We start from the raw sequence: 19,766 nt of genomic DNA on the forward strand, positions 1-19,766 counted from the left end.
CGCCGGCGGAGCCCGAATAGAGTTCGAGGCTATGCAATCGTGGTCGGGGGCTTCAGTTCCGGAGTTGCCTGGGCAGGCACCGCAGTTGCGGCTCTACGACAGTGCGGACCGGCAGGTCCGTCCGGTCTCGCCGGGGCCCACTGCCACCATGTACGTGTGCGGGATCACCCCGTACGACGCGACGCATCTGGGGCACGCGGCGACCTACCTGGCGTTCGACCTCATCCATCGGATGTGGCTGGACTCCGGGCATCAAGTGCACTACGTCCAGAACATCACCGACATCGATGATCCGCTGTTCGAGCGCGCGGCCCGCGACGGCGTGCACTGGCGCGACCTCGGCGAGCGCGAGACCCAGCTGTTCCGCGAGGACATGAGCGCGCTGCGGGTGCTGCCGCCGCGCGACTACGTGGCCGCCACCGACGCGATCGACGAGGTCATCGAACTCGTCGAGAAGATGCTGGCCTCCGGCGCGGCCTATGTGGTCGACGACGCCGAGTTCCCGGACGTGTACTTCCGGGCCGACGCGACCGCGCAGTTCGGCTACGAATCCGGCTACGACCAGGACACCATGCGCGCCCTGTTCGCCGAACGCGGCGGCGATCCCGACCGGCCCGGCAAGGCCGACCCGCTCGATGCGCTGGTGTGGCAGGCCGCCCGCGAGGGCGAGCCCAGCTGGGATTCGCCGTTCGGTCCGGGGCGCCCCGGCTGGCACATCGAATGTTCGGCGATCGCGCTGACCCGGCTCGGCATGGGTTTCGACGTCCAGGGCGGCGGCAGCGACCTGATCTTCCCGCACCACGAGTTCTCGGCCGCGCACGCCGAATCCGTGACCGCACAGCGCCGTTTCGCCCGGCACTACGTGCACGCGGGGATGATTGGCTGGGACGGCCATAAGATGTCCAAGAGCCTCGGCAACCTGGTGCTGGTGTCGGGGCTGCGCTCCGACGGGGTGGATCCGGGGGCCATCCGGCTCGGGTTGTTCGAGGGGCACTACCGCGCCGACCGGTCCTGGAGTCCGCGGGTGCTCACCGATGCGCAGCAGCGGCTGGCGCGCTGGCGGGCCGCGGTCGCGCTCCCGGCCGGTCCGGCCGCCGCCGATGTGCTGGCCCGGGTGCGCCGCTACCTCGCCGACGATCTGGACACCCCCAAAGCGCTTGCCGCTCTTGACGGCTGGTGTACCGACGCGCTCGAGTACGGCGGGCACGACGAGCAGGCGCCGAAACTGGTGGCCGCCGCCGTCGACGCGCTGCTCGGGATCGCCCTCTAGCGTCCGAACCCCGGACTGCCGCCGGGACCGCGCCGACGCAGGTACCGCTCGAACTCGGCGGCCAGCGCGTCGCCGTCGATCTTGCCCAGCGCCTCGTTCATGTCGACCTCGGCGTCGCCGCGCTCCTCCAGGGATGCGACGTACTCGGCGACCTCGTCGTCCTCGGAGGTCATCTCGGTGACCGCCTGCTCCCACTCCTCGGCCTGCTGCGGCAGATCCGCCAGCGGCACCTCGATGTCGAGCACATCTTCGACCCGGCGCAGCAGCGCCACGGTGGCCTTCGGATTCGGCGGGTGCGACACATAGTGGGGGACCGCGGCCCAGAACGTCACCGCGGGGATGCCGGCGGCCACGCACGCGTCCTGGAACACCCCGGCGATCCCGGTCGGCCCCTCGTAGCGGGTCTCCTCGAGACCGAAGTACTCCGCGGAGTCCGACGAATAGGCCGCCCCGGACACCGGGACCGGCCGACTGTGTGGGGTATCGGCGAGCAACGCGCCCAGGATCACCACGGTGTCGACGTCCAGCTTCTCGGCGATGGCCAGCAGTTCCGCGCAGAACGAGCGCCAGCGCATGTTGGGTTCGACGCCGTGCATCAACACGATGTCGCGGTCGCTGCCGGGTGGGCGGCAGTGCGAGATCCGCATCGAGGGCCAGACCAACTCCCTGGTCACGCCGTCCAATTGGCGGATCACCGGGCGATTGACCTGATAGTCGTAGTAGGACTCGTCGTCGATGTCCATGATCTTGGCGGCTTCCCAGATCGCATCCAGATGCTCGACGGCATCGCTGGCGGCGTCGCCGGCATCGTTCCAGCCTTCAAAGGCCGCCACAATGATGGTCTTGTGGAGTTCGGGCAGATCAGCTCTGCGGGAATCCGGCGAGGTCACTTACCCAGCGTACGACGTTGGGTGCGTGCTGAGTGCGGGCGCGCGCAGGCCGCGGGGGAATGGCACCGATCCGTCGAGGTGACCGCCGCGAAAACGACTCCCGGGGCGTGGGGTGTTCAGACGAGGACCGGGTGACCACGTAGACTTTTTCTGCCGAGAGGCGTTGCAACGGTTAATCGGGGCCTGGCACCTTGATATCCGCCACGCTCGGCAGAGTCAAGGACGCCTTCCGTAACGGAAGGATGTTGTGTGAATACCACTGAGCAGCAGACATCTGAGTCCACCACGGTGCAGCCGAACACTCGTCCCGACTGCACCGAGGAACTCACGGCGGCACTGCGCCAGCGGATCATGGTCATCGACGGGGCCATGGGCACCGCCATCCAGCGCGACCGGCCCGACGAGGCCGGCTACCGCGGCGAACGGTTCCAGGATTGGCCCAGCGACCTGCAGGGCAACAACGACCTGCTCAACCTGACGCAGCCGCAGATCATCGAGGCGATCCACCGCGAGTATCTCGAAGTCGGCGCCGACATCCTGGAAACCAACACGTTCAACGCCACCGCGATCTCGTTGTCGGACTACGGCATGGCCGAGTTGAGCTACGAGCTGAATCACGTCGGCGCAGCGCTGGCCCGGGCGGCGTGCGACGAGTTCAGTACTCCGGAGCGGCCCCGCTATGTCGCCGGGGTCCTGGGGCCGACGACGCGGACCGCGTCGATCTCGCCGGATGTCAACGATCCGGGCGCCCGCAACATCTCCTATGACAAGTTGGTCGCCGCCTACCTCGAGGCCGCCAACGGCCTGGTCGATGGCGGTGCCGACATCATCCTCGTCGAGACGATCTTCGACACCCTGAACGCCAAAGCGGCGGTGTTCGCCATCGAGACGCTGTTCGAGGAGCGGGGACGCCGCTGGCCGGTGATCATCTCCGGCACCATCACCGATGCGTCCGGGCGGACGCTGTCCGGCCAGGTCACCGAGGCGTTCTGGAACTCGATCAGGCACGCCAAGCCGCTGGCCGTCGGACTCAACTGCGCCCTGGGCGCACCCGAGATGCGGCCGTACATCGCCGAGATCTCGCGCATCGCAGATACTTTCGTGTCCTGCTACCCGAACGCGGGCCTGCCCAACGCCTTCGCCGAATACGACGAGACTCCGCAACGTCAGGCCGCGTACCTCGCCGACTTCGCCGACGCGGGCTTTGTCAACCTGGTCGGCGGCTGCTGCGGAACGACGCCGGCGCACATCGCCGAAATCGCGAAGGTGGTCGAAGGCAAGCCGCCGCGTCAGGTGCCCGAGATCCCGGTGGCCACCCGGTTGTCAGGTCTGGAGCCGCTCAACATCGACGACAACTCGCTGTTCGTCAACATCGGTGAACGCACCAACATCACCGGCTCGGCGCGGTTCCGGAACCTGATCAAGGCCGAGGACTACGACACCGCGGTGTCGGTCGCTCTGCAGCAGGTCGAGGTCGGTGCGCAGATCATCGACATCAACATGGACGAGGGGATGATCGACGGCGTCGCCGCGATGGACCGCTTCACCAAGCTGATCGCGTCCGAGCCGGACATCAGCCGGGTCCCGGTGATGATCGACTCGTCCAAGTGGGAGGTCATCGAGGCGGGCCTGAAGAACGTGCAGGGCAAGCCGATCGTGAACTCGATCTCCATGAAGGAGGGCGAGGAGAAGTTCATCCGGGAGGCGCAGCTGTGCCGCAAGTTCGGCGCAGCCGTCGTCGTCATGGCCTTCGACGAGCAGGGCCAGGCCGACAACCTGGAGCGCCGCAAGGAGATCTGCGGCCGCGCCTACCGGATCCTGACCGAGCAGGTCGGCTTCCCGGCCGAAGACATCATCTTCGACCCGAACTGCTTCGCGCTGGCCACCGGGATCGAGGAGCACGCGACCTACGGCATCGACTTCATTGAGGCCTGCGCCTGGATCAAGGAGAACCTGCCCGGGGTGCACATCTCCGGCGGTATCTCGAACGTGTCGTTCTCGTTCCGGGGCAACAACCCGGTCCGCGAGGCGATCCACGCGGTGTTCCTGTTCCACGCCATCAAGGCCGGCCTGAGCATGGGCATCGTCAACGCCGGTGCGCTGGTGCCCTACGACTCGATCGACGCCGAGCTGCGGGAGCGCATCGAGGACGTCGTGCTGAACCGGCGCGAGGATGCGGCCGAGCGGCTGCTGGAGATCGCCGAGCGATTCAATAGCAACGACAAGCCCGAAGATCCCGCGGCCGCCGAGTGGCGATCCCTGCCAGTCCGCGAACGGATCACGCACGCGCTGGTCAAGGGCATCGACGCGCACGCCGAGGAGGACACCGAGGAGCTACGCGCCGAGATCGAGACCGCCGGCGGCCGTCCCATCGAGGTGATCGAGGGCCCACTGATGGACGGTATGAACGTCGTCGGGGACCTGTTCGGCGCCGGCAAGATGTTCCTGCCCCAGGTGGTCAAGTCGGCCCGGGTGATGAAGAAGGCCGTCGCCTACCTGCTGCCGTTCATCGAGGCGGAGAAGGAAGCCAACGGCACGTCCTCGGTCAAGGACACCAACGGCACCATCATCATGGCGACGGTCAAGGGCGACGTCCACGACATCGGCAAGAACATCGTCGGAGTCGTCCTGCAGTGCAACAACTTCGAGGTGATCGACCTCGGGGTGATGGTGCCCGCGAAGAAGATCCTGGACGCGGCCAAGGAGCACCAGGCCGACATCATCGGGTTGAGCGGTCTGATCACCCCGTCGCTGGACGAGATGGTCAACTTCGCTGTCGAGATGGAACGCGAAGGCCTGCAGATCCCGCTGCTGATCGGCGGCGCGACGACGTCGCGCGCGCACACCGCCGTGAAAATCTCCCCGCGTCGCAGCGGCGCGGTGGTCTGGGTCAAGGACGCGTCCCGCTCGGTTCCGGTGGCGGCCGCATTGCTCGACGACAAGCAGCGTCCGGCGCTGCTGGAGGCCACCGAGAAGGACTACGCATCGCTGCGGGAACGGCACGCCCAGAAGAACGAGCGGCCGATGCTGACGCTGGAGAAGGCCCGCGCGAACCGGACACCGATCGAGTGGGGCGGCTACACCCCGCCGGTGCCCGCCCAGGGCGTCGGGGTGCGGGAGTTTCTCGATTACGACCTCGCCGAGTTGCGCGAAGTCATCGACTGGCAGCCGTTCTTCAACGCCTGGGAGATGAAGGGCCGCTTCCCCGACATCCTCAATAATCCGGCTTCGGGTGAGACCGCCCGCAAGCTGTACGACGACGCTCAGGAGATGCTCGACACCCTGATCAAGGAGAAGTGGCTGACCGCCAACGGGGTGATCGGGTTCTTCCCGGCGAATGCGGTGGGTGACGACGTCGAGGTCTACACCGACGAGACCCGGACCACGGTGTTGACCACGCTGCACAACCTGCGCCAGCAGGGCGAGCACCGCGCGGGCATCCCGAACCGGTCACTGGGCGATTTCATCGCCCCGAAAGAAACCGGGGCCGCCGACTTCGTCGGCGCCTTCGCCGTCACCGCGGGCCTGGGCAGCCAGGACAAGATCATGGAGTTCAAGGCAGACCTCGACGACTACAGCGCGATCCTGCTGGAGTCGCTCGCCGACCGGTTGGCAGAGGCCTTCGCCGAACGGCTGCACCAACGGGTCCGCAAGGAGTTCTGGGGCTACCAGCCCGACGAGCAACTCGACAACGAGGCCCTCATCGGCGAGAAGTACGTGGGAATCCGACCGGCGCCGGGCTACCCGGCCTGCCCCGAGCACACCGAGAAGGCCACCCTGTTCGAGTTGCTGGACGTCACCGAGCGCACCGGCATCGAGTTGACCGACTCGATGGCGATGTGGCCCGGTGCCGCGGTCAGCGGCTGGTACTTCTCGCACCCGCAGTCGCAGTACTTCGTGGTCGGCAGGCTGGCGCAGGACCAGGTCGCCGACTACGCGCGGCGCAAGGGCTGGACGCTGCAGGAGGCCGAGCGCTGGCTGGCGCCCAATCTGGGCTACAACCCGGAGGACTGACCCCGCATCCGAGCGCAGCGCGGACCGTCGGTGTGCGATATCGTTGGCGCCCGGCCGGACAGCTGTGGATCGTTGCGCACGCCGGCGGCGCCACCGGTGCACAATGCAGCCATGTTCGAGGACGAGTTGGACGCCCTCTACGCGGGCCGGCCGGAAGATTTCGTCGCGCTGCGCAACGAGCTGGCGGCGGCCGCGAAGGCCCGCGGCGAACCGGACCGCGCCAGGCTGATCCGCGCGGCCCGAAAACCCACCGTTGCCGCGTGGGTGGTCAATCGGCTGGTCCACACCAATCCCGATGCCCGACGGGCCCTCACCGACCTCGGCGAGCGACTGCGCACCGCGCACACCGAGATGGACGGTGCGGCCATTCGGCGGCTGTCCACCGAACAGCGCGGACTGGTCAACGAGCTCGTGCGGGCTGGATTCGACGCCGCCGAGCTGCCGCGGCCGTCGGAGGCCCTGCTCGACGACGTGGCGGGCACATTGCACGCCGCCATCGCCGACGCGGAACTCGCCGCCCAGCTGGGCCGGCTGAGCAAGCCGCTGCGCTGGTCGGGTTTCGGCGAGTTCCTGGTGGGTGAGGTGGCTGAGGCCGAAAGTGCCATCCCGGACACCACGCCGGAGGAGGCGGCGGCGGATGCCTGCCTCGGGGCCAAGATTGCGCTCGCCGACGCCAAACGCGCACACACGGAGGCCGAACGAGCGGCGTCTCGTCTCCGCGACGAGCTCAGGGAAGCCGAGCACTACCTCGACGCGTTACGCAAGCAACTCCCCGTCGCGGAGGCTGAACTCGCCGCCATCACCAGCCGCCACGACCAGGCGGAGCAGCGCAGCCGCGAGGCCGCCCAAACTCTGAAAGACCTCAAGGCGCGGGTGCGAGAACTGTCGAGACAGTGATGCGTGTCAGGCAAACAGTTCGGCATTGCGCGCCGCCCACTGGGCCACCGACTCGGCCGGCGTGCCGGTCAGCTCGGCTACCAGGGCGTTGGCCTGCTGCGGTCGGTCGCTGCCCTTCGCGATCTCGTCGAGATACCAGCGCGCGTACTCACCCATGGCCGGACGCAACACCGCCTCACCGTCGGCGCGGCTGCACTGCTCGCACGTGACGTCGACCCCGATACCGACACCGACCTGCTCGGCGATCTGCGCGCGGTTCAGCGCCACCGGCCCGGTGATCGGATACACCTTCCCGTGGTGCGCGTCGCGGGGGTCGACCAGCAGTGTCGCCGCCACTCGGGCGATGTCGTCCATCGAGATCGGCGCCTCGACCACCGACGGATAGGGGTCGCGCACCGTGCCGGTGGTCCGGATCTGGTCGGCCCAGATGGTGAAGTTGTCAGTGAACTCGCCCGGCCCGAGCTGGGTGTGCGCCAGCCCCGACGCCGTGATCTTGTCGGCGTGTTCCTGCCAGTCGCCGGCACCGGACAGGGCCACCACGTAGTCCACCTTCGCGCTCCTGACCATGTCCAGTGTGGCGTCCAGCGTGGCCGGCAGCGGCGCCAGATACATTCGTTCCACGCCCTCGAGTGCGGCCGGCAGCGATTCGGGCGCACCGAGATAACCGGTGATCGTCGTCACCGTGTCGGGCAGACCCGCCTTGCGGGGGTTTTTGGTCAACGCCCGGATATCTTTGGCGCCCAGCTCAATCAAATGGTCCACGACGCGGCGCCCGATGTTGCCGGTGGCGCCGGTCACAAGTATCGCCATGCCCTCCACGGTAATCGGGGAGACCGACACCGCAAGGATTTCGACTTCGCATCCGGCGATGACACAATCGGGGCCATGCGTGCGGTGCTCTGGGACATGGACGGCACGCTCGTCGACTCCGAAAAACTCTGGGATTTGGCGCTGCAGGAGTTCTACCGGCAGCACGGCCGCGAACTCACCCCCGAGGTACGCACCTCGACGGTCGGTGGATCCAGCGATTCGGTCATCGCGATCCTCTACGCCGACCTCGGATTGGCACCCGACCCCGCAAAGATGGCGCACACCGCCGACTGGATGCACGACTACGTCGGCGAACTATTCGAGACCGGCCTGCCGTGGTGTGCCGGCGCCCAAGAGATGTTGGATGCGCTCACCGCGGCCGAGGTGCCGATGGCGCTGGTCACCAACACCCGCCGCGACCTCACCGAGAAGGCGCTCAACAGCATTGGCCGCCATTATTTTTCGGTGTCCGTCTGCGGCGACGAGGTGCCCAGCGGAAAACCGGCCCCGGACCCGTACCTGCGCGCGGCGCAGCTGCTCGGCCTGGATCCGGCGCACTGCCTGGCCATCGAGGACTCGGCGACGGGCACTGAAGCGGCCGAGGACGCGGGGTGCGCGGTTCTGGTCGTCCCCAACGAAGTGGTGGTGCCCGGCAGTCCACGACGCCGACACCTCGAGGCCCTGACCGATCTCACGGTCGCGGATCTGCGCGCGATGTACGCCGAGGTCGACGGCCGCGCGCGCAAGGCTGGTTAGAACGGCCTGTCCCGCGCGGCGGCAAGTGCTTAAATGTGAGGCAACTCACGCACTCGGCGTCGTCGGGAAGGGGATCGATGTCCCAGGGTCCGGAAGTTGACGCGGAATTCTCCAGCGGGCGCAGTGCGGTTCGGATCGCGTCCGTCGCTGCGTTGGGTGGTCTGCTCTTCGGCTACGACAGCGCGGTGATCAACGGCGCCGTCGATGCGCTGCAGAAGCATTTCGAGATCGGCAACGCGTCACTGGGTTTCGCGGTGGCCTCGGCCCTGCTGGGCGCGGCCGCGGGTGCGATGACCGCGGGCCGGCTGGCCGACCGGATCGGCCGACTCGCCGTGATGAAGATCGCCGCGGTGCTGTTCCTGCTGAGTGCATTGGGAACGGGGCTGGCGACCGACATTTGGATGGTCGTGGTGTTCCGGATCGTCGGCGGCATCGGAGTCGGGGTGGCGTCGGTGATCGCGCCCGCCTACATCGCCGAGGTGGCGCCGCCCCAGATCCGTGGCCGGCTCGGGTCGCTGCAGCAGTTGGCCATCGTGTCGGGCATCTTTTTGTCGTTGGCCATCGACTGGGTGCTGGCGCACCTCGCCGGCGGCTCGGATCAGGAGCTGTGGCTGGGCTTGGAGGCCTGGCGATGGATGTTCCTGATGATGGCCATTCCCGCCGTGGTCTACGGCACGCTGGCCTACACCATTCCGGAGTCGCCGCGTTATCTCGTTGCCACCCACCGGATTCCGGAGGCGCGCCGGGTGCTCACCCGGCTGTTGGGCACCAAGAACCTGGAAATCACCATCAATCGGATCAAGGAGACGCTGGAGCGCGAGGACAAACCGTCCTGGCGGGACCTGCGTAAGCCGACCGGCGGCTTGTACGCCATCGTCTGGGTGGGCCTGGGACTGTCGATCTTCCAGCAGTTCGTCGGAATCAACGTGATCTTCTACTACTCGAACGTGCTGTGGCAGGCGGTCGGATTCGACGAGAGCTCGTCGTTCACGATCACGGTGATCACCTCGGTGGTCAACATCCTGACGACGCTGATCGCGATCGCGCTGATCGACAAGGTCGGTCGCAAACCGCTGCTGCTGGTGGGCTCCTCGGGCATGGCGATCACGCTCGCCACCATGGCGATCATTTTCGCCAGCGCACCGCTGGTCGACGGTCAGCCCCGGCTCGAGGGCGCGACCGGGACCATCGCACTGATCGCTGCCAATCTGTTCGTCGTCGCGTTCGGGATGTCGTGGGGCCCGGTGGTCTGGGTGCTGCTCGGCGAGATGTTCCCGAACCGGATTCGGGCCGCGGCCCTCGGCCTGGCGGCGGCGGGCCAGTGGACAGCCAACTGGTTGATCACGGTGTCGTTCCCCGAACTGCGCAACTTCCTGGGTGCCGCCTATGGGTTCTACGCCCTGTGCGCGGTGCTCTCGTTCCTGTTCGTGTGGCGCTTCGTGCGGGAGACCAAGGGTGTCTCGCTGGAGGACATGCACGCGGAATTGCTGCGCGAGGGCAAGCCGACCGACGAGCCTCAGGTCACCTAGCGGTCCCGCCGATCGAGGGCATGAAAGAATCACTGCCCGTGAAGACGTTCGAGGAGCTGTTTGCCGAACTGGGCGAACGTGCGCGCACCCGACCCACCGGCAGCGCGACGATCGCCGCGCTGGACGCCGGCGTGCACACCATTGGCAAAAAGGTCCTCGAGGAGGCCGGCGAGGTCTGGATGGCCGCCGAGCACGAGTCCGACGAGGCGCTGGCCGAGGAGATCAGCCAGCTGCTGTACTGGGCGCAGGTGTTGATGCTCGCGCGCGGCCTGACGCTTGATGACGTCTACCGGAAGTTGTGACCGCCATGCTGCGAGTAGCCGTACCCAACAAGGGCGCCCTGAGCGAATCCGCCGCCGAGATCCTGTCGGAGGCCGGGTACCGCCGTCGCACCGACCCCAAGGATCTGACGGTCATCGACCGGGACAACAACGTCGAGTTCTTCTTCCTGCGGCCCAAGGACATTGCGATCTACGTGGCCTCGGGTGAGCTCGACCTGGGGATCACCGGCCGCGATCTGGCCGCCGAATCCGGGGCCCCGATCGTCGAACGGCTGGCGCTGGGCTTCGGCTCGTCCACCTTCCGGTACGCCGCGCCGGCGGGCCGGGATTGGGCGGTGGCCGACCTGGCCGGCAAGCGGATCGCCACCGCCTATCCCAACCTGGTGCGGAAGAACTTGTCCGATAACGGGATCGAGGCCACGGTCATCCGGCTCGACGGTGCGGTCGAGATTTCCGTCCAACTCGGCGTCGCCGACGCGATTGCCGACGTCGTCGGGTCCGGCCGCACGCTGCGCCAACACGATCTGGTGGCCTTCGGCGAATCGCTCTGCGACTCCGAGGCCGTCCTCATCGAGGCGGCCGACCGGCCGGCCGACCGCGCCCGCGATCAGCTCAAGGGCCGGGTGCAGGGGGTGGTGTTCGGTCAGCAGTATCTGATGCTCGACTACGACTGCCCGCGGTCGCTGCTGGATCGCGCGGCCGAGGTCACCCCTGGTCTGGAGTCGCCCACGATCTCGCCGCTGGCCGACCCCGCCTGGGTGGCGGTGCGAGCACTGGTGCCTCGCAAGTCCGTCAACACCACGATGGACGAGCTTGCCGCCATCGGGGCAAAGGCCATTTTGGCGTCCGACATCAGGTTCTGCCGCTTCTGATCGTGTTAGCGTCCCGGTGTGACGACGCACGTTCTGGTCCTCCTGCTGGCGCTGCTGATCGGGGCGGTCGCCGGGCTGCGGGCCTTCACCGCCCCGGCCGCGGTGTCCTGGGCGGTGGTTCTGCAGTGGATCAACCTGGACGGCACCTGGGCCTCCTGGCTGGGTAACTGGATCGTCGTCGCCCTGTTGACCGTGCTGGCCGTCGCCGAGTTGGTATCCGATCAGCTCCCCAACACCCCGAACCGCACCTCGGCGGCGCCCTTCGCGGCGCGACTGGTCACCGGCGCCTTCTCGGGTGCGGCGCTGGGCACGGCCTGGGGCTACACCTGGGGCGGCTTGGGCGCCGGGATGATCGGCGCGGTACTGGGCACCCTCGGCGGCTTCGAGTTGCGCCGCCGGCTGACCGACAAGGTGGGCATCGACCTGCCCGTCGCGCTGACCGAGGATGTCGTCGCGGTGTTGGCCGGTTTCAGCATCGCGGCCCTGACAGCGGCGCTGTGACCGAGCGCTTCGACGCGATCGTCGTCGGAGCGGGACAGGCCGGCCCGCCGTTGGCCGGGCGACTGACCGAGGCCGGGAAGACGGTCGCGGTAGTCGAACGCAAACTCGTCGGCGGCACCTGTGTGAACTACGGCTGTATCCCGACCAAGACCCTGGTCGCCAGCGCGTACGCCGCGCACACCGCGCGTCGCGGCGCCGAATACGGGGTGGGCACCGGGGACATCGCCATCGACATGGCAAAGGTGAAGGCGCGCAAGGACAAGATCATGCTCGACGACCGCCACGGTCTCGAGTCGTGGCTCGACGGCATGACCGGGTGCACCTTGATCCGCGGCCACGCCCGGTTCATCGGACCCAAGACCCTGCAGATCGACGGCGCCGACCCGGCCGTCATCGAGGCGGACCGGATCTTCCTCAACACCGGCGGGCGCGCCGTCGTCCCGGAGATTCCGGGCCTGGCGGACTGCGACTATCTGACCAACGTTGGGATACTCGAACTGGACACGGTGCCAGCGCATCTGGTGATCGTGGGCGGTAGTTACATCGCGCTGGAGTTTGCGCAGATGTACCGGCGCTTCGGTGCCGAGGTCACGGTCGTCGAACGGGGCGCGCGCCTGACCTCCCGCGAGGACGAGGACATCTCCGCGGCGATCAAGGACATCCTCGAAGCCGAGGGCATCAACGTCGTGCTCAACGCGGCCGATATGCGATTCGACCGGTGCGACAACGGGTTCGAGCTGACACTCGGCGCCGGCGCCGCACCGATTGCGGGCAGCCATCTGCTGATGGCGACCGGACGCCGACCCAACACCGACGACCTCGGACTGGAGGTGGCCGGGGTCGAGTGCGACGAGCGGGGCTACGTCAAGGTCGACGATCAGCTGCGCACCAGCGCGGATGGGATCTGGGCGATGGGGGACTGCAACGGCCGGGGTGCGTTCACCCACACCTCCTACAACGACTTCGAGATCGTGGCGGCCAATCTGCTCGACGACGACCCGCGCCGGGTGTCCGACCGCGTCATGACCTATGCGCTCTACATCGATCCGCCGTTGGGGCGGGCCGGGATGAGCGTGGATCAGGTACGACGGTCGGGCCGGCCGGCACTCGTGGCCACCCGACCGATGACCAGGGTGGGTCGCGCCGTGGAAAAGGGTGAGTCCCAAGGCTTCATGAAGGTGGTCGTCGATGCCGAGACCGAGCAGATCCTGGGCGCGGCGGTGCTGGGCGTGGGCGGTGACGAGGTCATCCACTCGATCCTCGACATCATGACCGCCAAGCTGCCCTACACCGCGATCTCGCGCACCATGCACATCCATCCGACGGTCAGCGAACTGGTGCCGACCCTGCTGCAGGATCTGCAACCGCTGAGCTGACTCAGGTGCAGCAGTTCGGATCCAGGACCACGCACAGCGCCTGCAGCGCCTCGGGGCGCACCCGGTGAAAGACGTTCATCCCGCGACGGTCCGAGATCACCAGTCCGGCTTTGCGCAGTTGACTCAGGTGATGGCTGACGGTCGATTCGGTCAGATCCAGCAGGGCGGCCAGCTCACCGCTGATCTCCTCGCCGGTAGGGGAGTTGAACAGGTGCGCGAGGATCTTGACCCGGGCCGGATCGGCGATGGCCTTCAAGCGCATGGCGATCTGCAGGGCGTCGTCGTCGCTGATCGGCCCGGCCGCCACCGGTGCGCAACACACCGGTGCGCTCATGTCGATCACGGGTAAGGCCTTGGGCATGGATCCATCTTGCCAGGGATATTGACATATATCAAAAAGGGGAGGATTCTGGCGATTGTCCGAAGTTCGATATATGTCACAATCCTCTCGAGGAGGTTCCCATGTCCCGGGTTCAACTCGCCCTCAACGTCGACGATCTCGACCAGGCGATTGCGTTCTACACCAAGCTGTTCAACACCGCGCCGGCGAAGGTCAAGCCGGGCTATGCGAACTTCGCGGTCGCCGAACCGCCGCTGAAGCTCGTGCTGTTGGAGAACCCCGGCCGCGGCGGCACCCTCAACCACCTCGGCGTGGAGGTCGGCAGCAGTGAGCAGGTGCACTCCGAGATTGCCCGACTGTCGGGCGAGGGGCTGTTCACCGCCGAGGAGATCGGCACGACGTGCTGCTTCGCCACCCAGGACAAGGTGTGGGTGACCGGACCTGCGGGCGAGAAGTGGGAGGTCTACACCGTGCTGGCCGATTCGGAAGAATTCGGCAGCAGTCCGCAGCACCTCGACCCGGAGGCCCAGGCGGCCACCTGCTGTGGCGGCCAGTCCGGCGCGGAGGACGCGGCGGAGGCGGCGGAGGCCGCCACCGCCTGCTGCTGACGATCACTGGCTCGACTTGCGCCCTGCTTCGACAACCATCAATATAGATGAATGTCGAAGCCAGGGTCGCGGGTCGCCGATGCGCCAGGCTGTCCGCCCGGGGCGCTGCTGCCGGAACCGCTGTCGGCCACCGCGGCGACGGAGATGGCGGTGAAGCTCAAGGCGCTGGCCGATCCAGTGCGCCTGCAGTTGCTCTCCGCGATCGCGAGCCGCGCCGGGGGCGAGGCGTGCGTGTGCGATATCGCGGTCGGGGTGGAGGTTTCACAACCGACCGTCTCGCATCACCTCAAGGTGCTGCGCGATGCCGGTCTGCTGACTTCGCAGCGTCGTGCCTCGTGGGTGTACTACGCGGTGGTGCCCGACGCCCTGGCCAGCCTGGCTGTGCTGCTCGGGGTGGCTGACCCGGTCGGGGCGCGCGGATGACCGCCGCCGCGCCGGCGGTGGTCGGCAGAATGTCCACCCTCGATCGCTTCCTGTCGGTGTGGATCGGTGCCGCGATGATCGCCGGCCTGCTGCTGGGGCGGTGGGTTCCCGGTCTGAACACCGTCCTGGAAAGCGTTCAGATCGACGGCATTTCGCTGCCGATTGCACTCGGACTGCTGATCATGATGTATCCGGTGCTGGCGAAGGTGCGCTACGACCGCCTCGATACCGTCACCGGTGATCGCAAACTGCTGCTGTCGTCGCTCGTGCTCAACTGGGTGTTCGGCCCGGCGTTGATGTTCGCGCTGGCCTGGCTGCTGCTGCCCGATCTGCCCGAGTACCGGACCGGGCTGATCATCGTCGGGTTGGCGCGGTGCATCGCGATGGTCATCATCTGGAACGACCTGGCGTGCGGCGACCGCGAAGCCGCCGCCGTGCTGGTGGCGCTCAACTCGGTCTTCCAGGTCGTCATGTTCGCGGTCCTGGGCTGGTTCTACCTTTCGGTGCTGCCCGGCTGCCTCGGCCTCGATCAGACCACCATCGACACCTCGCCGTGGCAGATCGCCAAGTCCGTGCTGATCTTCCTCGGCATCCCGCTGATCGCCGGATACCTGTCCCGGCGGATCGGCGAGCGAGCCAAGGGCCGCGACTGGTACGAGTCGACCTTCTTGCCGCGCATCGGGCCGTGGGCGCTCTACGGCTTGCTGTTCACCGTCGTGATTCTCTTTGCGCTGCAAGGCGAGCAGATCACCAGTCGCCCCCTCGACGTCGCCCGCATCGCGCTGCCGCTGCTGGCTTACTTCGCGATCATGTGGGGTGGCGGCTACCTGCTGGGCGCCGCGCTGGGGCTGGGCTACGCCCGGACCACCACCCTGGCCTTCACCGCGGCGGGCAACAACTTCGAGTTGGCCATCGCGGTCGCCATCGCGACCTACGGCGCGACCTCCGGCCAGGCGCTGGCCACCGTCGTCGGCCCCCTCATCGAGGTGCCGGTGTTGGTCGCCTTGATTTACGTCTCGCTGGCGTTGCGAAAGCGGTTCCGCGACGCCATTTCATCGAGCCCGCACCCGTCTGCCCCCGAACCTGGAGTCCGCCCATGACCGATCTCGCCATCGACCAGCAACTCGCACTGCGCACCGCCGCGACCCGGCTGCACGCCGAGTTCGCCGACACTTTCGGTACTGAAACCATCGAACGATTCCTGCACTCCTCCTATGACCAATTCGCCAGCCGCGCCACCATTCCCAACTTCCTGCCGCTGCTGGCCGAGCGCTTCGCCCGCCAACGCCTGCAGGCTTTGGCCCGGGTGGAAGGCAAAGTCAGCGACGGCAGACCCACCGTGCTGTTCCTGTGCACCCATAACGCCGGCCGCTCACAAATGGCCCTGGGTTTCTTCGCCCACCTCGCCGGCGACCGCGCTGTGGCCTGGTCGGGCGGGTCCGAACCCGGAAGCGAAATCAACCACGCCGTCATCGCCGCCATGCGTGAGGTCGGCATCGACATCACCGGCGAATACCCCAAACCCTGGACCGATGAGATCGTGCAAGCGGCTGATGTTGTGATCACCATGGGATGCGGCGACGCCTGCCCCATCTTCCCCGGGACCCGTTACGAGAACTGGGACTTGCCCGACCCGGCCGGACAAGACCTTGACACCGTGCGACCCATTCGCGGCATCATCGAGACCCGGGTACGAAATCTGCTGGCCGACCTGAACGTCGCTGTCGACTAACCGCAGCAGTGCTGACCGCGCCAGGCCTCCACGCCCTCGCGGGCGGCGACCGCGGCGATCACCAGTGCCGCAACGGAATCGCTCCACCACCAGCCGAACAGGCTGTTGAGCGCCAGGCCGGCCAGCAGGACCGCCGACAGGTACGTGCACAACAACGTCTGTTTGGAATCGGCGACCGCCGACAACGATCCCAGCTCCCGGCCGGCGCGGCGCTGCAGCCACGACAGCACCGGCATGATCGCCAGACTCAGGGCGGCCAGAACGATGCCGATCGTCGAATGTCGTGGCGGCTCGCCGACGCCGACCAACGACTGCACCGCGTCGACGGTGACATAGGCGGCCAGCGCGAAGAACGAAAATGCGATCACCCGCAGCGCCGTCTTCTCCCGCGACTCGTGATCGCGCCCGGCGAACTGCCACGCCACCGCGGCCGCCGAGGACACCTCGATCACCGAGTCCAACCCGAAGCCGATCAACGCGGTCGAGCCGACCCGTGCACCCTCCGGGATCGCCACCGCGGCCTCGATGATGTTGTAGGTGATGGTCGCGGCGACGAACCAGCGGATGCGCCGGGTCAGTAGCTGTCGCCTCGCCAGGTCCAACTCGGCCGCCATCAGCAGCACCCGTCCCCGGTGCCGATCGAACAGCAGCACTCCGGATCCACCGTCAGGACCAACCCAACGAGGTCGTCGAGGGCTTTGGCGATCCGGGCGTCGGCCAACTCGTAACGAGACCGGCGCCCCTCCGGCACCGCGACCACCAATCCACAACCGCGAAGGCAGGCAAGGTGATTCGACACAATCTGACGAGACACGCCGATTTCGTCCGCCAGATCGGACGGGTAACGCGAGGCCGTCCGCAGCGACATCAAGATCTGGGCCCGCGTGGTATCGGATAGGGCATAGCCGAACCGGGCCAACGCGTCGCGATGCATCACCGGCACTGTTTGCATGCCGGCCATAATACATATCTTTCTGAATTCAGAACATTATGGATCTAGCGCGGCTGCACCAACAGCGTCTGCGCCGAGGTGCCGATGAAACCGGAGTGGTCAAAGATCTCGGCCGTGGTCACGCCGAGGCCGTCGGGGCCGATGGAGCCGCGGGCCCGCACCGCGAACTCGTCACCGGTCGGCAGCCGATGCAGATGCACCGTGGTGTCGGTGTTCATGAAGATGAACTCCTCGGGGTTCAGCGCCGAGCCGATGCCGTTGGCCGAGTCGACCACCATGGCCAGTCGCTGCAGGGCCGTGGTGGGCTCGTCGTCCACCAAGGCGACTGTCGGTCGCAGCCAGAAGATCCGGGCGCCGGCCTCGTCCTGCTGACGCTGCCAGGCCACCGACTCCAAGTAGCCCGGGGCGTCCCACCAGAACTCCGGCAGCGGTATCGCCTCGTTGCGGACCAGCGGGGGATACCGGTCCGACGCCCCCGCGGAGGTATCGCTGGTGGCCAACGCCCACGCCGACACCCGGGCCACCGGTCGATCCGGATCGGCCACCGGTGCCATCTCCGCACAGACCAGGCTGATGCGCTTACCGGGACGCGGAACGAAGGTCCGGACCGTCAGCGGTACCACCGGGATCGCGCCGAGGATGTCGAGAACCAACCGCCCGATTCGCAGGCCCGAACCCTCGAGGTGGTGTTCGATTTCCCGGGTCAACAGTGCCAGCGGGGGAGAGCCGTGTTGGATTTCGGGGGTCCAGTTGCTGCGTGTCAGGTCGGTCGACTCGTAGGAGTCCGGCGACACCCGCCGGTAGTAGCAGGTCACGCGGCCACCACCGGCCAGCCGGGGTACGGCGGCGGCGTGCCGCCGAAGGCCGGACAGTGCGCCTGATGGCTGCACCAGTTGCAGAGCCGCGACGGCTTCGGCGGGAAATCGCCCGTCGCACCGGCTGATTGAATGGCACGCCACATCGCGATCAGCGTCTTCTCGAAGCGCAGCAGTTCCTCGCGGTCGGGCGTGTAGTCCAGCACTTGGCCATCAGCCAGATATACCAGTCGCAGCCGCGCGGCCAGCACCCCCCGCGATCGCAGCAGCGCGATCGCGTAGAACTTCATCTGGAACATGGCCTTGGCCTCGGCGAAGCCGCGGGCCTCCGGCGGGGCCTTGCCGGTCTTGTAGTCCACGACGCGCACTTCGCCGGTGGCGGCGACGTCGATCCGGTCGATGAACCCCCGCAACAGGGTCCCGTCGTCGAGTTCGACCTCGACGCGTTGTTCGCAGGAATCCGGATCGAAGCGGGTGGGATCCTCCAGCCGGTAGTACCCCGACAGCAGCGCCTGCGCCTCGGCCAGCAACTGCTCGCGTTGCTCGGCGCCGAACGCCTCGGCGAATTCGGGCTCCTCGGCCGCCAACAGCTCCCAGGCGGGCTGGACCAGCGCGAGCGCGGTCTGCGGATCGCGTTGCGGTGCCGGCAGCGCGTAGAGCTGTTCCAGGGCCGTGTGCACGACCGATCCGCGCGCCTGGGCGGCCGAGGGTGGCTCCGGCAGCCGGTCGATGGCCCGGAAGCGGTACAGCAGCGGGCACTGCTTGAAGTCGGCTGCCCGCGATGGTGACAGAGCGGGACGGTGCATACCCCGCAGCCTATGCATCGGCACTGACAAGGCATGGCAGGCTGATGAGCTGTGTCTGACGCAACCGGTCCCTTCCGCGTGGGTGACCGCGTGCAACTCACCGACGCCAAGGGGCGTCACTACACGATGCTGCTGAGCGAGGGCGGTGAGTTCCACACCCATCGCGGCGCCATCGCCTTCGACGACGTCATCGGCCAACCCGAGGGCTCGGTGGTGAAGTCCACCAACGGCGATCAGTTCCTGGTGCTGCGCCCGCTGCTGATCGACTACGTGTTGTCGATGCCGCGCGGCGCCCAGGTGATCTACCCGAAGGACGCCGCGCAGATTGTGCACGAGGGCGACATGTTTCCCGGTGCGACGGTGCTGGAGGCCGGCGCCGGATCGGGCGCGCTGACGTGTTCGCTGCTGCGTGCGGTCGGCCCGATGGGACGGGTGATCTCCTACGAGGTGCGCGCCGACCACGCCGAGCACGCGGTGCGCAACGTCGAGACGTTCTTCGGCGAGCGGCCACCGAACTGGGAGCTGGTACTCGCCGACCTCGTCGACTACCCAGCCGAGCCCGAGGCTCCGCAGGTCGACCGGGCGGTCCTGGACATGCTCGCACCGTGGGACGTGCTCGACACCGTGGCCCGCGCGCTGGTGCCCGGCGGGGTGCTCATCGTCTATGTTGCGACCGTCACCCAGCTCTCCAAGGTCGTCGAGGCGCTGCGCGCCCAGCAATGCTGGACCGAACCGCGGTCCTGGGAGACCCTGCAGCGCGGCTGGGACGTCGTCGGGCTGGCGGTGCGTCCGCAGCACAACATGCGCGGACACACGGCGTTTCTGGTGTCGGCACGGCGGCTGGCGCCGGGGACCGTCACCCCGACCCCGCTGCGGCGCAAACGCCAAGTCTGA

General features: G+C 67.5%; 21 protein-coding genes. 14 read left to right on the top strand and 7 right to left on the bottom strand.

Annotated features, from left to right (window positions below; translation table 11 throughout):
• Positions 1-31: 31 nt before the first annotated feature.
• The gene (gene mshC, locus RCP80_RS10630) at positions 32-1,270 is read left to right on the top strand and encodes a cysteine--1-D-myo-inosityl 2-amino-2-deoxy-alpha-D-glucopyranoside ligase (RefSeq protein WP_308482285.1); all 1,239 of its coding nucleotides are present in this window, start codon (positions 32-34) and stop codon (positions 1,268-1,270) included.
• Here the strand turns inward: mshC and RCP80_RS10635 are convergent.
• The gene (locus RCP80_RS10635; RefSeq protein ID WP_308482286.1) at positions 1,267-2,160 is read right to left on the bottom strand and encodes a PAC2 family protein; all 894 of its coding nucleotides are present in this window, start codon (positions 2,158-2,160) and stop codon (positions 1,267-1,269) included. The genes mshC and RCP80_RS10635 overlap by 4 nt on opposite strands.
• Positions 2,161-2,409: 249 nt before the next feature.
• Between RCP80_RS10635 and metH the strand changes: the two genes are divergently transcribed.
• Both metH and RCP80_RS10645 read left to right on the top strand, forming a co-directional pair.
• Positions 2,410-6,174, top strand: coding sequence for a methionine synthase (gene metH / locus RCP80_RS10640; RefSeq protein ID WP_308482287.1), 3,765 nt, complete (start codon positions 2,410-2,412; stop codon positions 6,172-6,174).
• 111 nt (positions 6,175-6,285) lie between these two features.
• Positions 6,286-7,071, top strand: coding sequence for a hypothetical protein (locus RCP80_RS10645; RefSeq protein WP_308482288.1), 786 nt, complete (start codon positions 6,286-6,288; stop codon positions 7,069-7,071).
• A 6-nt stretch (positions 7,072-7,077) separates the two neighbouring features.
• On the opposite strand, the gene RCP80_RS10650 is transcribed toward RCP80_RS10645, so the two are convergent.
• Positions 7,078-7,881, bottom strand: a complete 804-nt coding sequence (locus tag RCP80_RS10650) for an NAD(P)H-binding protein (protein WP_308482289.1) — start codon at positions 7,879-7,881, stop codon at positions 7,078-7,080.
• A gap of 75 nt (positions 7,882-7,956) precedes the next feature.
• Here RCP80_RS10650 and RCP80_RS10655 point away from each other — a divergent pair, with 75 nt between their 5' ends.
• The 6 genes from RCP80_RS10655 to RCP80_RS10680 all read left to right on the top strand — a co-directional run bounded on the left by RCP80_RS10655 (position 7,957) and on the right by RCP80_RS10680 (position 13,196).
• A complete protein-coding gene (locus tag RCP80_RS10655) occupies positions 7,957-8,637 on the top strand; it encodes an HAD family hydrolase (protein ID WP_308482290.1) in 681 nt (226 codons plus the stop codon).
• 77 nt (positions 8,638-8,714) lie between these two features.
• The gene (locus RCP80_RS10660) at positions 8,715-10,166 is read left to right on the top strand and encodes a sugar porter family MFS transporter (protein WP_308482291.1); all 1,452 of its coding nucleotides are present in this window, start codon (positions 8,715-8,717) and stop codon (positions 10,164-10,166) included.
• A 20-nt stretch (positions 10,167-10,186) separates the two neighbouring features.
• A complete protein-coding gene (locus tag RCP80_RS10665) occupies positions 10,187-10,468 on the top strand; it encodes a phosphoribosyl-ATP diphosphatase (RefSeq protein ID WP_308482292.1) in 282 nt (93 codons plus the stop codon).
• A gap of 5 nt (positions 10,469-10,473) precedes the next feature.
• On the top strand, positions 10,474-11,319 hold the full coding sequence (gene hisG, locus RCP80_RS10670) for an ATP phosphoribosyltransferase (RefSeq protein WP_308482293.1): 846 nt from the start codon (positions 10,474-10,476) through the stop codon (positions 11,317-11,319).
• Positions 11,320-11,337: 18 nt separating this feature from the next.
• Complete coding sequence (locus RCP80_RS10675; RefSeq protein ID WP_308482294.1) at positions 11,338-11,820, top strand: DUF4126 family protein; 483 nt, start codon at positions 11,338-11,340, stop codon at positions 11,818-11,820.
• Positions 11,817-13,196 carry an FAD-containing oxidoreductase gene (locus tag RCP80_RS10680; protein WP_308482295.1) on the top strand — a complete coding sequence of 460 codons (1,380 nt, stop codon included), beginning with the start codon at positions 11,817-11,819 and terminating at the stop codon, positions 13,194-13,196. The genes RCP80_RS10675 and RCP80_RS10680 overlap by 4 nt, the downstream gene beginning before the upstream one ends.
• A 1-nt stretch (position 13,197) precedes the next feature.
• On the opposite strand, the gene RCP80_RS10685 is transcribed toward RCP80_RS10680, so the two are convergent.
• On the bottom strand, positions 13,198-13,557 hold the full coding sequence (locus RCP80_RS10685) for an Rv2640c family ArsR-like transcriptional regulator (RefSeq protein WP_126333615.1): 360 nt from the start codon (positions 13,555-13,557) through the stop codon (positions 13,198-13,200).
• 101 nt (positions 13,558-13,658) lie between these two features.
• On the opposite strand from RCP80_RS10685, the gene RCP80_RS10690 reads away from it, so the two are divergent.
• The 4 genes from RCP80_RS10690 to RCP80_RS10705 are packed head-to-tail and all read left to right on the top strand — an operon-like array spanning position 13,659 to position 16,299.
• Positions 13,659-14,144 (top strand): ArsI/CadI family heavy metal resistance metalloenzyme, encoded by a 486-nt coding sequence (locus RCP80_RS10690; protein WP_308482296.1) that lies wholly within the window; start codon positions 13,659-13,661, stop codon positions 14,142-14,144.
• 51 nt (positions 14,145-14,195) lie between these two features.
• Positions 14,196-14,567 (top strand): ArsR/SmtB family transcription factor, encoded by a 372-nt coding sequence (locus tag RCP80_RS10695; protein ID WP_308482297.1) that lies wholly within the window; start codon positions 14,196-14,198, stop codon positions 14,565-14,567.
• The gene (gene arsB / locus RCP80_RS10700) at positions 14,564-15,667 is read left to right on the top strand and encodes an ACR3 family arsenite efflux transporter (RefSeq protein WP_308482298.1); all 1,104 of its coding nucleotides are present in this window, start codon (positions 14,564-14,566) and stop codon (positions 15,665-15,667) included. The genes RCP80_RS10695 and arsB overlap by 4 nt, the downstream gene beginning before the upstream one ends.
• Positions 15,664-16,299, top strand: a complete 636-nt coding sequence (locus RCP80_RS10705) for an arsenate reductase ArsC (protein WP_126333619.1) — start codon at positions 15,664-15,666, stop codon at positions 16,297-16,299. The genes arsB and RCP80_RS10705 overlap by 4 nt, the downstream gene beginning before the upstream one ends.
• Here the strand turns inward: RCP80_RS10705 and RCP80_RS10710 are convergent.
• From RCP80_RS10710 to RCP80_RS10725, 4 genes are read right to left on the bottom strand one after another with little or no spacing between them, the layout of a single operon-like run.
• On the bottom strand, positions 16,296-16,913 hold the full coding sequence (locus RCP80_RS10710) for a cation efflux transmembrane domain-containing protein (RefSeq protein ID WP_126333620.1): 618 nt from the start codon (positions 16,911-16,913) through the stop codon (positions 16,296-16,298). The two genes, RCP80_RS10705 and RCP80_RS10710, sit on opposite strands and share 4 nt — an antisense overlap.
• Positions 16,913-17,251, bottom strand: coding sequence for an ArsR/SmtB family transcription factor (locus tag RCP80_RS10715; protein WP_308482299.1), 339 nt, complete (start codon positions 17,249-17,251; stop codon positions 16,913-16,915). The genes RCP80_RS10710 and RCP80_RS10715 overlap by 1 nt, the downstream gene beginning before the upstream one ends.
• Before the next feature lie 44 nt (positions 17,252-17,295).
• Positions 17,296-18,066 carry a thioesterase family protein gene (locus tag RCP80_RS10720; RefSeq protein WP_308482300.1) on the bottom strand — a complete coding sequence of 257 codons (771 nt, stop codon included), beginning with the start codon at positions 18,064-18,066 and terminating at the stop codon, positions 17,296-17,298.
• Positions 18,063-18,872 (bottom strand): RecB family exonuclease, encoded by an 810-nt coding sequence (locus RCP80_RS10725; protein WP_308482301.1) that lies wholly within the window; start codon positions 18,870-18,872, stop codon positions 18,063-18,065. The genes RCP80_RS10720 and RCP80_RS10725 overlap by 4 nt, the downstream gene beginning before the upstream one ends.
• Positions 18,873-18,923: 51 nt before the next feature.
• Between RCP80_RS10725 and RCP80_RS10730 the strand changes: the two genes are divergently transcribed.
• On the top strand, positions 18,924-19,766 hold the full coding sequence (locus RCP80_RS10730; protein ID WP_308482302.1) for a tRNA (adenine-N1)-methyltransferase: 843 nt from the start codon (positions 18,924-18,926) through the stop codon (positions 19,764-19,766).

It is taken from the genome of Mycolicibacterium sp. MU0053 (assembly GCF_963378095.1).
Lineage (GTDB): Bacteria > Actinomycetota > Actinomycetes > Mycobacteriales > Mycobacteriaceae > Mycobacterium > Mycobacterium burgundiense.

Coding starts and splice junctions, on each gene's coding strand:
- mshC (WP_308482285.1), top strand. CDS start 32: ATGCAATCGTGGTCGGGGGCTTCAGTTCCGGAGTTGCCTGGGCAGGCA.
- RCP80_RS10645 (WP_308482288.1), top strand. CDS start 6,286: ATGTTCGAGGACGAGTTGGACGCCCTCTACGCGGGCCGGCCGGAAGAT.
- RCP80_RS10650 (WP_308482289.1), bottom strand. CDS start 7,881: ATGGCGATACTTGTGACCGGCGCCACCGGCAACATCGGGCGCCGCGTC.
- RCP80_RS10655 (WP_308482290.1), top strand. CDS start 7,957: ATGCGTGCGGTGCTCTGGGACATGGACGGCACGCTCGTCGACTCCGAA.
- RCP80_RS10660 (WP_308482291.1), top strand. CDS start 8,715: ATGTCCCAGGGTCCGGAAGTTGACGCGGAATTCTCCAGCGGGCGCAGT.
- RCP80_RS10665 (WP_308482292.1), top strand. CDS start 10,187: ATGAAAGAATCACTGCCCGTGAAGACGTTCGAGGAGCTGTTTGCCGAA.
- hisG (WP_308482293.1), top strand. CDS start 10,474: ATGCTGCGAGTAGCCGTACCCAACAAGGGCGCCCTGAGCGAATCCGCC.
- RCP80_RS10685 (WP_126333615.1), bottom strand. CDS start 13,557: ATGCCCAAGGCCTTACCCGTGATCGACATGAGCGCACCGGTGTGTTGC.
- RCP80_RS10690 (WP_308482296.1), top strand. CDS start 13,659: ATGTCCCGGGTTCAACTCGCCCTCAACGTCGACGATCTCGACCAGGCG.
- RCP80_RS10695 (WP_308482297.1), top strand. CDS start 14,196: ATGTCGAAGCCAGGGTCGCGGGTCGCCGATGCGCCAGGCTGTCCGCCC.
- arsB (WP_308482298.1), top strand. CDS start 14,564: ATGACCGCCGCCGCGCCGGCGGTGGTCGGCAGAATGTCCACCCTCGAT.
- RCP80_RS10705 (WP_126333619.1), top strand. CDS start 15,664: ATGACCGATCTCGCCATCGACCAGCAACTCGCACTGCGCACCGCCGCG.
- RCP80_RS10710 (WP_126333620.1), bottom strand. CDS start 16,913: ATGGCGGCCGAGTTGGACCTGGCGAGGCGACAGCTACTGACCCGGCGC.
- RCP80_RS10715 (WP_308482299.1), bottom strand. CDS start 17,251: ATGCAAACAGTGCCGGTGATGCATCGCGACGCGTTGGCCCGGTTCGGC.
- RCP80_RS10725 (WP_308482301.1), bottom strand. CDS start 18,872: ATGCACCGTCCCGCTCTGTCACCATCGCGGGCAGCCGACTTCAAGCAG.